The 12,959-nt window shown below is 39.6% G+C and carries 14 protein-coding genes and 1 riboswitch; of the genes, 4 read left to right on the forward strand and 10 right to left on the reverse strand.

Going from position 1 to position 12,959, the window contains the following annotated elements; genetic code table 11:
* The first annotated feature begins 80 nt into the window (after window positions 1-80).
* Window positions 81-446 (forward strand): carboxymuconolactone decarboxylase family protein, encoded by a 366-nt coding sequence (locus J7J00_RS25220; RefSeq protein WP_214795650.1) that lies wholly within the window; start codon window positions 81-83, stop codon window positions 444-446.
* Window positions 447-503: 57 nt separating this feature from the next.
* Here J7J00_RS25220 and J7J00_RS25225 read toward each other — a convergent pair whose 3' ends face one another.
* The gene (locus tag J7J00_RS25225) at window positions 504-1,136 is read right to left on the reverse strand and encodes a spore coat protein (RefSeq protein WP_214795652.1); all 633 of its coding nucleotides are present in this window, start codon (window positions 1,134-1,136) and stop codon (window positions 504-506) included.
* 179 nt (window positions 1,137-1,315) lie between these two features.
* On the opposite strand from J7J00_RS25225, the gene J7J00_RS25230 reads away from it, so the two are divergent.
* Both J7J00_RS25230 and J7J00_RS25235 read left to right on the forward strand, forming a co-directional pair.
* Entirely contained in the window at window positions 1,316-1,459 is a 144-nt protein-coding gene (locus tag J7J00_RS25230) for a hypothetical protein (RefSeq protein ID WP_214795654.1), read from the forward strand.
* 97 nt (window positions 1,460-1,556) lie between these two features.
* Window positions 1,557-2,066: a DUF3231 family protein gene (locus J7J00_RS25235; protein WP_214795656.1), complete on the forward strand. Its 510-nt coding sequence runs from the start codon at window positions 1,557-1,559 to the stop codon at window positions 2,064-2,066.
* 101 nt (window positions 2,067-2,167) lie between these two features.
* On the opposite strand, the gene J7J00_RS25240 is transcribed toward J7J00_RS25235, so the two are convergent.
* The 7 genes from J7J00_RS25240 to J7J00_RS25270 form a co-directional block, all read right to left on the reverse strand.
* Window positions 2,168-2,338 carry a hypothetical protein gene (locus tag J7J00_RS25240; RefSeq protein WP_214795658.1) on the reverse strand — a complete coding sequence of 57 codons (171 nt, stop codon included), beginning with the start codon at window positions 2,336-2,338 and terminating at the stop codon, window positions 2,168-2,170.
* 22 nt (window positions 2,339-2,360) lie between these two features.
* Window positions 2,361-4,142, reverse strand: coding sequence for a phosphomethylpyrimidine synthase ThiC (gene thiC, locus J7J00_RS25245; RefSeq protein ID WP_214795660.1), 1,782 nt, complete (start codon window positions 4,140-4,142; stop codon window positions 2,361-2,363).
* Between the two features lie 135 nt (window positions 4,143-4,277).
* A riboswitch (TPP riboswitch) is annotated at window positions 4,278-4,392 on the reverse strand.
* A gap of 116 nt (window positions 4,393-4,508) precedes the next feature.
* The gene (locus J7J00_RS25250) at window positions 4,509-5,297 is read right to left on the reverse strand and encodes an HAD family hydrolase (RefSeq protein ID WP_214795662.1); all 789 of its coding nucleotides are present in this window, start codon (window positions 5,295-5,297) and stop codon (window positions 4,509-4,511) included.
* Between the two features lie 169 nt (window positions 5,298-5,466).
* The gene (locus tag J7J00_RS25255) at window positions 5,467-6,000 is read right to left on the reverse strand and encodes a histidine phosphatase family protein (RefSeq protein ID WP_214795664.1); all 534 of its coding nucleotides are present in this window, start codon (window positions 5,998-6,000) and stop codon (window positions 5,467-5,469) included.
* Between the two features lie 231 nt (window positions 6,001-6,231).
* Window positions 6,232-6,684: a hypothetical protein gene (locus tag J7J00_RS25260; protein WP_214795666.1), complete on the reverse strand. Its 453-nt coding sequence runs from the start codon at window positions 6,682-6,684 to the stop codon at window positions 6,232-6,234.
* 364 nt (window positions 6,685-7,048) lie between these two features.
* Window positions 7,049-8,188: a zinc-dependent alcohol dehydrogenase gene (locus J7J00_RS25265; RefSeq protein WP_214795668.1), complete on the reverse strand. Its 1,140-nt coding sequence runs from the start codon at window positions 8,186-8,188 to the stop codon at window positions 7,049-7,051.
* Window positions 8,189-8,334: 146 nt separating this feature from the next.
* Complete coding sequence (locus J7J00_RS25270) at window positions 8,335-9,261, reverse strand: glycerophosphodiester phosphodiesterase (protein WP_214795670.1); 927 nt, start codon at window positions 9,259-9,261, stop codon at window positions 8,335-8,337.
* 656 nt (window positions 9,262-9,917) lie between these two features.
* Between J7J00_RS25270 and J7J00_RS25275 the strand changes: the two genes are divergently transcribed.
* A complete protein-coding gene (locus J7J00_RS25275; protein ID WP_214795672.1) occupies window positions 9,918-11,144 on the forward strand; it encodes an ATP-binding protein in 1,227 nt (408 codons plus the stop codon).
* A gap of 59 nt (window positions 11,145-11,203) precedes the next feature.
* Here J7J00_RS25275 and J7J00_RS25280 read toward each other — a convergent pair whose 3' ends face one another.
* Both J7J00_RS25280 and J7J00_RS25285 read right to left on the reverse strand, forming a co-directional pair.
* Window positions 11,204-12,028, reverse strand: coding sequence for an ABC transporter permease (locus J7J00_RS25280; protein WP_214795674.1), 825 nt, complete (start codon window positions 12,026-12,028; stop codon window positions 11,204-11,206).
* A gap of 31 nt (window positions 12,029-12,059) precedes the next feature.
* Window positions 12,060-12,830 carry an ABC transporter ATP-binding protein gene (locus J7J00_RS25285; RefSeq protein ID WP_396020611.1) on the reverse strand — a complete coding sequence of 257 codons (771 nt, stop codon included), beginning with the start codon at window positions 12,828-12,830 and terminating at the stop codon, window positions 12,060-12,062.
* Window positions 12,831-12,959: the final 129 nt, after the last annotated feature.

Genomic DNA, 12,959 nt, shown 5'->3' on the forward strand with positions numbered 1-12,959 from the left:
CTATGTTCCTGTTTAATCGCCCAACATTTAGCTCATACTAATTTTTGATGAAAAAAATTTAGGATGGAGCTGAATGGAAAATGGAATTTGAAGCTAACAATTCTACTGAAAATGCTCTTAGTGATTATAAAGCTGGAATCGGTGTCTTTACGCATAAAATGCCTGATCTCGCAGAGAAATTCAATTCGTTTACGGAAGAGTGCTTTAAAGAAGGTCAATTATCCCAGAAAGAAAAACAGCTTATCGCATTAGGAATAAGCTTATATTCACAAGATGAATACTGTATTATCTACCATACAAAAGGATGTCTTGATCAAGGTTGTTCCGAACAAGACATTCTTGAAGCCATTGGCGTGACCGCGGCATTTGGCGGAGGAGCCACCATGAGTCAGGCTGTTACCCTCGTCCAGGAATGCATCCAAGATATAAATCAGATGAAACTGTAAGAAAGAAGGGATAGGAAAAATAGTCCTATCCCTTCTTTCTGTTCTTGACAAATGCTTTTAATGACTCATGTTGTTGTTATTTCCTTGTGCGGGTGCATATGAATTCAACATTTGCTGCATATCCTGCTGTGCAAGCTGCGGAACTTGATAGTAATGATGTTTGTTTTGATATATCGAAATCTCATATGCCATTTCTATGCAGTTCGGAACGGAATCTGCAAATACTCGGCGAACCACCGGATTCGTTATTTCAAGCGCTGCCATCGCTTTCATAGATGCTGCAGACTTAACAGCTCCAAGCATCAAACCTGAAATGCATTCATCCGTAATTTCCGAGACGGATTGCAAAGGTTTCTTTGGCTGAGTTGGTGTCAATCCATATATAAAATCGTTACCTTGATTCATTTTGTAGCTCTGAGTCCGTTTAGAAGGATCCTGGCCCGATTGGAAGCACTCCAGTGAAATATTATATTCATCTTGGATGAACTGATATTGACGATCCAGAATATCAAGTAATTCCTGATCCTTTACATGCTGTCGCAAAAGAGTATATGTGTTTAAAGTACCAATCGTTCCCGACAACACTTCATGTACATCGAATACTTCGTGACCACCGTGATTCATTTGTGGGGGAATGGCACCCGTTTGCATGTTCTGGTGTACTTGACCTTGTTGATATTGGTTTTGCATTGTATTTCCCTCCTCGTTTTATCAATCTTGTGAACAAGTTTAGTATGTTAAACTCCAACTGAATTATTCAAACTAAACTCTTCCAAGAAGACCTATTAAGCTGCAGTCATGTTTTCTGTATAAAAAAAAACGTAAAGTTTTAAACTATAAACACTTTTATTTGAATGGGAGGATTTCTAATGACACATAAATGCTTCTATTGTACTGATGAAACTGAAGAAAAAAAAATCCATGTTGTAACGTTTCAAGTTACTGACATGGATAGAAATGAAATGCTTTGTGATGAATGTTATCAAGAATGGCTACAAGGAATAAAAGGCTAAAATCACTCCAACGTTTTCCAAAAATTAACGATGCATACATGGATTAGTACAGGGTAACTTAACTACGTTAAATAGTGAAATTCTAAGGAGGATGGATATGGGAATTTTAAGCGGAAATCCGAAAGAAGAGCCTATGCATTACGGTGAGGTATTTGGAACATGGGCATTTCTAACAACAACAAAAGGCTTGATTGCCTGTCATCAAACTATGCTTAATCATACTGGTGATAAGGACCTGCATAAATTACTTGTAGAAGTGATCAATCAAGGGAAACAGGAAAGTGACCAAATTGAATTATTATTAAAAGAAAATAACGTGGGACTGCCTCCATCACCACCTGAAAGGCCTAAAGCAAATTTAGAGGATATTCCCGTTGGGGCACGACTTCAAGATCCTGAAATCTGTGCTTCAGTATCAATCGATATCGGTGCAGGATTAGTTGCTTGCAGCCAAATCATGGGTCAATGCATCCGTGAAGATATTGCACAGATGTTCGCACAATTCCATACCAAAAAAGCGGCATTGGGTACTGAGTTCCTACGATTGAATAAGGAAAAGGGATGGCTTGTCCCTCCTCCTCTTCATATTACTAAAACAAGTTTGTAAAAAGTAATGAAATATCCCTTAATCATGTTGACTTTGTGATTGAATGCCCCAACATGATTAAGGGGGTTAATTCGGATAATGAAAGGACAATTAAGGCATCACTACCATTGCAGACTTTCGATTAAGTAGCACTTTGTACATTGTTGACTATAATCATTCTTTACAAATTCATGATTACAATTCTCCCGAAAAATGTTCAGCTCTCTTTTCAGCTGTGCCAATTGAGTTTCCAACTGTTTCATTTCAACTTTTATCTGGATTACCCGATTCATCGAATTCTCCCTCTCGTCGGAATCATTGATAGATTTCCCCGTCCGTTTTCCTGAATTCATTCGCTTTTTCTTTAAGCCCTTCATCGATTACCGACTCAAAACCCAGACCCTTTTCCTTCGCCAGATCACGGATGTCCTGAGAGATTCTCATACTGCAGAATTTCGGGCCGCACATTGAACAGAAATGAGCTGTTTTGGCACCTTCGGCCGGAAGAGTTTCATCATGATATTCGACCGCCCTTTCAGGATCGAGGGAAAGATTGAATTGATCTCTCCAACGAAATTCGAATCTAGCCTTCGAAAGGGCATCATCCCGTTTTCTTGCATGCGGATGACCTTTAGCAAGGTCAGCTGCGTGGGCCGCAATTTTATAAGTTATGACCCCTACCCGAACATCCTCTTTATTCGGAAGTCCCAAATGCTCTTTCGGTGTCACATAACAAAGCATGGCAGTTCCAAACCATCCAATCATGGCAGCACCAATCGCAGAAGTGATATGATCGTATCCAGGAGCTATATCCGTTGTCAATGGACCCAGGGTATAGAATGGTGCTTCTTGACAGACTTCCAGCTGCTTATCCATATTTTCTTTAATTAAATGCATCGGTACGTGACCAGGTCCCTCCACCATGACTTGGACATCGTGCTTCCAAGCAATCTTCGTCAGTTCCCCAAGTGTTTCCAATTCAGCAAATTGTGCCTCATCGTTTGCATCTGCAATGGATCCCGGACGGAGGCCGTCACCTAATGAGAAAGAGACATCATACGCCTTCATGATTTCACAAATCTCTTCAAAGTGAGTATAGAGAAAACTTTCTTGGTGGTGGGCCAAGCACCATTGTGCCATGATGGAGCCCCCTCGGGAAACGATTCCCGTAACTCGCTTTGCTGTCATGGGGATGTATCGCAAAAGCACACCAGCGTGTATGGTGAAGTAATCCACACCTTGCTCAGCCTGCTCGATTAATGTATCCCGGAAAACTTCCCAATTTAAATCCTCCGCGACTCCATTCACTTTTTCCAATGCTTGATATATCGGAACCGTCCCAACTGGCACAGGTGAATTTCTGATAATCCATTCCCGGGTCGTGTGAATGTTCTTTCCGGTGGAAAGATCCATTATATTGTCTGCACCCCATCGTGTAGCCCAAGTCATTTTCTCCACTTCAGCTTCGATCGATGAACTGACAGCGGAATTTCCAATATTCGCATTTATTTTCACATGAAAATTACGTCCGATGATCATGGGCTCACTTTCAGGATGGTTAATATTTGCCGGAATGATAGCCCGCCCGCTAGCTACCTCTTCTCTTACAAACTCAGGGGCTACATTTTCCCTGATCGAAATGAACTCCATTTCTGGAGTAATGATACCTTTACGGGCATAATGGAGCTGGGTTATGTTTTGCCCTTTCACTGCACGCAATGGTTTTCTTTTCAATCCCGGAAAAACTTCGGCGTTGGATTGTGACTCAACTTTTTTATGCCCGTTATCTTCGGGCTTTATTTCACGGCCATCATACTCTTCAACATCTTCCCGTTCCAGAACCCAGCTTCGTCTAATCGGGGCAAGACCTTTACGAATATCAATGGAATAATCTGAATCCGTATAAAAACCGCTTGTGTCATAAACTCGTAAAGGCGGATTTTCTTCTTCGCCGAATGCCCCTGTAGTCGGACTTAGCTTAATTTCACGCATAGGAACTTTAATATCAGGTCTAGATCCCTCAACATACACTTTTTTACTCCCGGCAAAACTGGACATAATTGAAACGTTCATGTCATTTACAGAATTACTCATCATGATTTCATTTCTCCTTTTTAATTTCATTTAAAAAGGACAAAATCCAATCCATTTCGCACGAAAAAGCCAGATCTCATATTTAAGACCCGGCTAACGTTAGTATGACTACAGAAATGACCAATTGAAAAGTCATTGTTTAGTAGATTCTAACTTCCCCACGCTGGTATGAACCAGATCAGGTCCTGAGGGTTAAGAAGCTTAAGCGCTTCTCTCTCAGCCCAACTTTTATTGGACACCCCTAGTCTGAATAATTTAATTGATTACAGGGTAACTATATATCACCCTTTTCATTCTGTAAATAATTTAAAAGACCTAATTTCCCCTTTAAAACTCTCCAAAATTTGTTATTTGGAGTAGTACTGCCAATTAATTCCCCAGGCTCTCAAGGATTGGGTAAAGCTCCTCTAAATGCTTGATTTCATAGGTTGGAATCACTTCATTCCGTTCCTTATCATGGCGATTTATCCAAACCGACTTTATGCCTACCCGTGATGCTCCAAGGATATCAGTCATTAAATTATCGCCGACCATCAATACTTCATCCTTATCAAGCTCCATGATTTCCAAAGCATGCTCAAAAATGGAGGCATCTGGTTTGCCTCGTCCAAATGCGCCTGAAATCACGATTTGGTCAAAATAAGGAACCAGTTCAGGCGTAATTTCAAGTTTGGTATTTTGCAGTTCAGGAGATCCATTCGTAAGCAATAGCAATTTGTAATTCCCTTTTAATTCATCGAGAACACGGAAGGATTCTTCATAGATAAATGGCTTTTTGCGTCTCTCGGCCGGGAAACGTTCTGCCAGTTCAAGCCCAAATTCCGGATCATCAATCCCTAATGCCTTCAAACCTCTCGTCCACGCTTCTTTCCGATAAGCCGGTGCAATCCCGGCCATCTTCCGGAATTCATCATGATCATCCTGAAAATTTCCCCATAATCCCTCAAATGGGTTGATTCCGATCATTTGAGTGAATGCATATGTATCGTAAGAAGAATAAAGCTCACGTGCTTCCTTTCGCACCGCTTCTTCAAACTCGTCGACATTCAGATCATATTTCTCCTTAGCCACTTCGCATGTGGCCACAAAAGCCTCTTTAACACTTTTCTGATCCCATAGTAATGTATCATCTAAATCAAAAAAAACTGCCTTCAGCAAAATGTCCACCCCTCTTTCCCTATTATTGAATTCGTAAAAATTACACTATTACAATAATAAACCACAACCAATAAAAAAAGAATAACTATTCGGAAAATGCCTTCCTCTTTCTTAAAATCAGCAAAAATGACTTAACCGTTCTGGTGGGAAACCCAATATTTCCCCTTTATCATCTCTCAAATACATAAAGCTTTCCATTACTGGCAATCTTGAACTTTGGACCAGTGAACCCCCGTCGTATAAGCTCTTTCCTCATATATACCATGAGGGCGGCATGACTCACGATCAGAACATCCCTTTCCCCCTTTGCTAAGACCTCATCCAATACTTTATTGATCCTTCGCTCTGCGATCTTAATTTCCGTCCTTGTCTGCTTGTTTATTACCGAGCAGCAGCGAATCCAGATGGCCCAAAGGATGAACGGCAGCTTAACTTTTCCTTTTAGTGGAGGGGAAGGTATTTCCCGCAGCTCCTCCATCCGATGAACCGTACCTGGATAGATATGTTCCGCTGTCTTGACAGCTCTCGACATATCACTGCTATAACATTCCTGCCATTCTTCCACACCAAATAAAGTCGTTCCGTAAATGATATCCGCTGCATCATAGTCCTCAAACCATTGCTTCATATCATCCGCCGTCACAGGTCTTCCAGTGGGAAATTCATGTGCCACCTTAAAATGCCGTACCAAACCAATTTTCATATATTCTCCTTTTTATCTTTTAAAATATACATTTCGTTTTCTTGTAAAAGTCCTTATCACTATATTACCCTATGTAAAACCATAAAAAAATGTATGTTGAAACGATAAAAAGCCTTACTGATCTCTCCTGACATTGTGTATGTTAAAAAAATCTTACGGATTGTGTCACTATAAGCATTTGATTATGATAGCATCAAAAAAGAGAAAGCATTTCGCCTTCTCCAGTTTGCTTTATTCTATGAATTGAAGTTCCGTTATCGTACATCTTTTCCTAAATTTATATTTCCCGCTCAAATCACTGAATTGATAATCATTGAGGGATTTCCCCAGTTGTTCCTTTAGCTTATCCACAGTGATTGATTCCTCAATTGTCTCTTTCCAATTTTCCTTTCCAATTAACTCTTCGAACGGAATTGTATTCAGGACTTCATCATATATCTGGATGCTTTGATCGATGCCGAAGCTGCCATAGATACTGCCATTTTCATCAGCAAAGATATGCTCCGATTCCAATTCTTCCACCAATACTTTTAGATATTCCTTTGACTTAACAGGCTTGATGGCAATCTCTGCTTCCGCTGTTACAGGTCCCAATCTCTTATCGACGATCTCTATCGTCAATTTAACGTGAACGGGCGGATACCCAAACCCTTCACAAAGTTCTGCTGCCGAATTATATACCATCTATACATCCTCCTTTTGTCACTATCATTATATAATATAAATACTCCATCTCATTACCAAAAACCCTTGTTCAAGTTCACTTGGCACTGCATCTTATTATTAAATCAACTCTTCTTTTTAAATCATATGCTCCTTCATCAATTAAAGGGTCAGTCGTCACATTTTCGGATTCCCCTGAAACGAAAGCCACCCATTATAGTAAAAAAATTAGTGTAATCCTGATTTCTTCAGTTCAAAGGCATAATTATCATTCATATTTCACATCTCTTTTATACGCCTATCCATAATACACCATTAACTATTTGTGAACATAACCAAAAAGTCCAATGCAGCTCCATGCATTGGACTTTTTATAAGCTTAAGATTATGGCTTTAACACCACTTTAATGCATTCATCTTCGTGATCGTTAAAGATTTGATAAGCTTCACTCGCTTTTTCGAGAGGGACTTTATGGGATATGATTTCCGTGGGGTCGAACTTTCCAGCCGTGATTTCATCAAAAAGCTTTGGCATGTAGTGAATGACTGGTGCTTGCCCCATTTTCAGGTTAATGTTCCTTTCAAATAAATTGCCTAATGGGAACATGTTATATTTGGATCCGTATACGCCAGTCAGTTGAATCGTACCGAATTTACGTACGGCGTTTAGTGCAATCTCGATCGCGCTTAACGTTCCGCCTTGAAGTTTCAGCTTTTGCTCAATCGCCTCGATTGTTGATTTCTTGCCGTCCATACCCACACAATCTATGACCACATCGGCCCCGCCTGAAGTGATTTCCTTAATGTAGCTGCCCATATCGTTATACTCGTCGAAGTTATACGCCTCAACCTTATTCATCTGTTTTGCCTTATTAAGCCTATAAGGAAGATTGTCGATTGCAATGACCCTTTTTGCGCCTTTCATCCAAGCGAACTTCTGAGCCATCAAGCCAATCGGCCCGCAGCCAAGTACCGCTACCGTATCATCTTTCTTGACGCCAGCGTTCTCTACACTCCAATAGGCGGTTGGCAGCACATCGGACATGAACAATAGTGCCTCATCCTCAAGTTCACATGACTCTGGAATGACAAACGGCATGAAGTTTCCATATGGGACCCTTAAATATTCTGCCTGCCCGCCTGGATAGTTCCCATATCGTTCCGTAAAACCAAAGTATCCGCCTGTATCCACCGCTTCATTGGGGTTGGAATTATCACATTGACTCTCCATATCATGTTCACAATAATAACAGTGCCCACAAGAAATGTTAAAAGGCAGGACAACCCTGTCCCCTTTTTTCACCTTCGTTACTTCCGGACCCACTTCTTCAACGATACCCATCGGTTCATGGCCAATGACATAATCCTTATGCGTGGGTAAAGCACCCTGATATATATGGAGATCGGACCCGCAAATAGCCGTTGAAGTCACTCGGACGATGATATCATCCTTTTGCTGAAGTTTCGGATCTTCAACTTGTTTTACCTGTATCTCTTTTGCTCCTTGAAAAGTGACAGCCTTCATAATCAACCTCCTAAAATATTTTTAATACTTTTGATATACCCGTCAAAAAAGCCTGCTAAGCCTAAGACCACCTAGTTTCCCCAATAATTAAATGCCCTTCATTACAAAAAAAAGCCCCGGAAAACCGGGACTCACATAATTACTTATTAATTTCCATTGTCATTGTGATTATCATGCTTGTACTCTCTTAGTACCTCGCTGAATACATCAGGATAATTAGTGAACAGCCCCGTTGCACCCCATTCAAGAGCCTTTTTCATATCCGCTCTATCATTTACTGTATATGGATGGAATTGAAGGTCATGACTCCGAACCATCTTCACATATTGTCCATCAACCTTATTGAAGTTCGGGCCCACGCCAATTGCATATTCCTTAACGGATTCCAATTCTTCATCTGAAATGGTTGCTGGGTTCTTATAAGAATAGAGTTGCACAAGCGGTAACTTTGGATTCATGTCATGAACCTTCATAAGGCTTTCTTTACTGAACGATTGTATTAATATATTCTTGGTACGGCCTTTTGAATCCACCATTTTATATTCTTCCAGAACCTGCAGAAGTTCTTCTTCCATTCCTGGATATACTTCAGGGGACTTTGTTTCGATATAGTAATTGGCCTGCTTTCCGAACTTCTTAAAGACTTCTTCAAGAGTGGGAACCTTTAACCCTTCATATACCTCTTTTGCCAATTGCGGATATTTTTCATTAAACCATGAACCGGCATCCAGTTGCTTGATTTCTGCCAGCGTTAAATCCTTCACCAGACCTGTACCATTCGTCGTACGATCCACCTTTTCATCATGCATTGCTATCAATCTTCCATCCTTGGTCATCTGAAGGTCGATTTCTATGTAGTCACCTTTCATTTGTTCTCCCAATTGATAAGCGGGAATGGTATGTTCAGGTGCATAACCAGAAGCTCCCCGATGTGCAATATTCACGATTTTCTTCTCATAAATAGATGAATTGGAATGATTTCCATTTGCAGCTGAGGCCCCCATGGAAGTAGCTTGCAATATAAAGGCCGCACTCATCATACAAAAACCGAATTTCTTTATATTCGTTTTCATTTACCCTCTCTCCCTCCTATTATTACCATCATTTTAGAAGGGGAATGTGAATCTACAGATAATATAATGTAAAGAAATAATATTTTAGTAAAAATGAGTAATATAACCTATCAAACAATTACCCACAGTGCATTCATTAGTTTGTTGTACCTAACCCAATATGAATGACGGCTTAATTATTTGATTAATGATTAAAAACCCACTAAAAGCCTCTTTATCCAAAAAAATCATAAATGAGAAATGTGCTAAACATGGATACTGGTAATCCAATAAGAAAATATAAAAAGTTTCTTGGCATTCACATATTGAAATAGTAGAAAAAAACAGTCACCCAAATACCAACAACTAAACATTTACACATTCTCCTCGTTACTTAACTCCTTACTTCGCTGTTTAATGAGCCTTTAACCGTTTCATTAATACTTCAAGTCTCCTATATCCATAATAAACCATACTAAAGCCGATAAATTCCAGATATTAGAGACATACCAAGGGGGCATCATGGACAGAATTGTTCCCTAACTCCTTGACCTCCCCTTCCAGTACTATATATAGAGAGACTATCGATGGCAAAATCTATCTTTTTCTGATTTACAAAAAACTAGTATCATATTACTATTAAACAAACAAACAGAATATTAATATTAAGGGGAATTATGTTAAAAAATTATCAATATTATCAAAACAAACACCGATTTATACTGAAAGTATTCATGGCAATGATATCCTTTTTACTATTAGTTGGGATTTCTGTATCACCTATAAGTTGGAAAGATAATCCCTACGAGATGATATTACAGGTCATTTTAATATCGGGGATGATAATTTCTCTGTTATTTTACTTAAAAACAGAAGTCAATTTTTATAAAACCCTATTCATTTTCTTAATTACTGTTTATTTATATGGAAAATTCTTGATATTCCCAGATACCGCAATCATGTTGGCTTTATTTGCTTTAGCACCCTTGATTCCCATTTTTCTCTTTGATAAAATCGGATTTTATATTGTCGCCACTTTAAATTTCATATTAGGTCCCGCTTCCATCTTGATCATTTCAAAAACGGATCTTCAATATACTTATGAATATGTCGCTTTGGATAGTTTCGGCAACACGCTTAATTTCATCGCTATACAAATCATATTGGTATTCGTATTCATAGGAACCAATAATAGGGTGGAATCCACTAATGCATTTCATAAGGAAATACAGCAGGCCAAACAACTGAACTCAGTCGGACAGCTCGCTGCCACCATTGCACATGAGATACGTAATCCGATTACAGTCGTAAAAGGATTTGCCCAGTTATTAGATCAAGAGAAGGAACTGAATGAAACGGAAAAATTTTATGTGCAGACCATGCTTACAGAACTTGAATATACACAAGTCATAATCAATGACTATTTGTCTTTGGCAAAACCGCAAACGGATAATGTACAGGTCATTCCTTTAAATTACGAAATCCAAAAGATTTCCGATTTATTAACGAGTTTCGCCAATAATCGCAACATAGGCTTTCTCTTGGATTTCCGTGACGACCTGCACATTAACATGAATCCCATCGAGCTTAAACAGATACTGGTCAATATCATGAAAAATGGAATTGAGTCAATGAACAATCCCGGATTCATCAAAGTGGAAACAGAGCAGGAACGCACTATGGCAAAAATACGAATAACGGATACAGGAATAGGTCTCTCCAAAGAACAGCTTGCAAAACTCGGCACCCCATTTTATTCGCTTAAAGACAGGGGAACAGGTATCGGCTTGACCGTTTGTTATTCCATCGTTCAAAAATACAAAGGGAAAATCGTAGTGCAGAGCGAATTGAACAAAGGAACATCGTTCACCATTTATTTGCCCTTACATAGAGAAATCAATTAAAAACACCATACAAACAAGAAAAGGATGACCACCCAAAACAGGGCGGTCATCCTTTTCAATTAGGCTTTAAAACTATCTTGCCATTTCAGTAAATGATTTTCTAAAAAACGGACAAACGAATCGGAGATTTTTCCAGCGAGGGCAAAAATGATGATGCCTACGAATACGACGTCCGTTTGCATGAATGAACGGGCATCCTGGATCATGAAGCCCACCCCTCTATCCGCACCCAACAATTCAGCTACGACCAGGCACATCCAAGCCGCACTTAAGGCTAAACGGATACCAAGCAATATGTTTGGCAAAGCTGCCGGAATCATGAGCTTCGTTATTTGTTCCAGACGGCTAAACTCTAAGATTCGGGCAACATCGTATAGTTTTTTATCCACATTCCGAAGGCCCAAAAAAGTTTGTAAATATAGAGGAAAAAAAGCACCTAAAGCAATAAGCAGCACTTTGGATAGTTCACCAAACCCGAACCACATAATGAATAAAGGGGTAATCGCAAGTAAAGGAACTGTTCGTAACATTTGAATGCTTGGATTAAGATATTCTTCGGATTTTTTTTGCATGCCAACGATGACCCCTAGCAATAAGCCTAAAAAACTACCTAATGCAAAGCCAAGAAGAGCCCGCGTTAAACTGATTTGTAAATGCATGCCCATTTCCCCTGACTGAACGAGATCAATGAAAGTCGTGACGATCAATAAAGGTGATGAGAATAATTGGGCCGGCAGGATGTCAGCCGAACCTAATGATTGCCAAGCAATCAACACGACAACGGGAAGGAACGAACCCCGCAATGCTGATTTGGCAAGTTTGGATTGTTTTTTCGTTTTCCTTATGACAAGTGACTTGTTTTGCGCAACGGTCTGTGTAGACATATTTTTCATCCTTCCTTTTTTCAAAAATTAATTAAATGCTCCAATCTTCCCTTTCTTCAGGATGATGATCAAGTTGGGTTAAAATGACGGTCCTGAATTCCTGAAACGCTTTGCTTGTTCGAGTTCTTGGATATGGTAAATCAATTGGAACGATAGCTTTAATCCGTCCAGGCTTTGCCTCCATGACTACCACTTTGCTCGATAAAAAGATGGATTCATCAATATCATGGGTGACAAGCACCATCGTTGTCATATTCTTCTCCCATATTTCTAGCAAAGCCTCTTGAAGATGCGTTCGCGTGAAAGCATCCAATGCACCGAATGGTTCATCCAGCAATAAAACTTCAGGATTACGTAATAAGGCCCTAGCAATGGCAACACGCTGCGACATTCCACCTGATAATTGGCGTGGATACGCCTTTTCAAATCCTTTTAGCTTAACAAGTGAAATTAAATCATCCACCCTTTTTCTAATATCCGTTTTTTTTAATGGAAGGTTACCCGCAATATTTTTCTCCACGTTTAGCCATGGAAATAAACGGTGCTCCTGAAAAATGAAACCACGGTCTTTAGAAGGGGCGCTGACCGGATGATCCCCTGCTATGATCGAGCCGTCAAAGTCTGAATCAAGTCCTGCGACCAGCTTTAATAATGTGCTTTTCCCACAGCCGCTCGGACCAATGATGGTGACGAACTCACCATTTTTGACGCTCAGATTTAAATTATCCAAAACATGGACACTTTCATTATCATTCTTAAATGTTTTGCTTACATGATTAATTTCTAACGTCGCTACCAATATCCTCACCCTTTCTCAAATAAAAAAAATAGAGATCCAGCAATAAGGCACATATTGTCCCTTTGCTGAATCTCTAGTTAACTAGTCGATTCAATATTTCATTTTATATTAACTTATCGATTATTTATAATC

The sequence above is a fragment of the Bacillus sp. ISL-4 genome (assembly GCF_018613275.1).
GTDB classification, from domain to species: domain Bacteria; phylum Bacillota; class Bacilli; order Bacillales; family DSM-1321; genus Peribacillus; species Peribacillus simplex_E.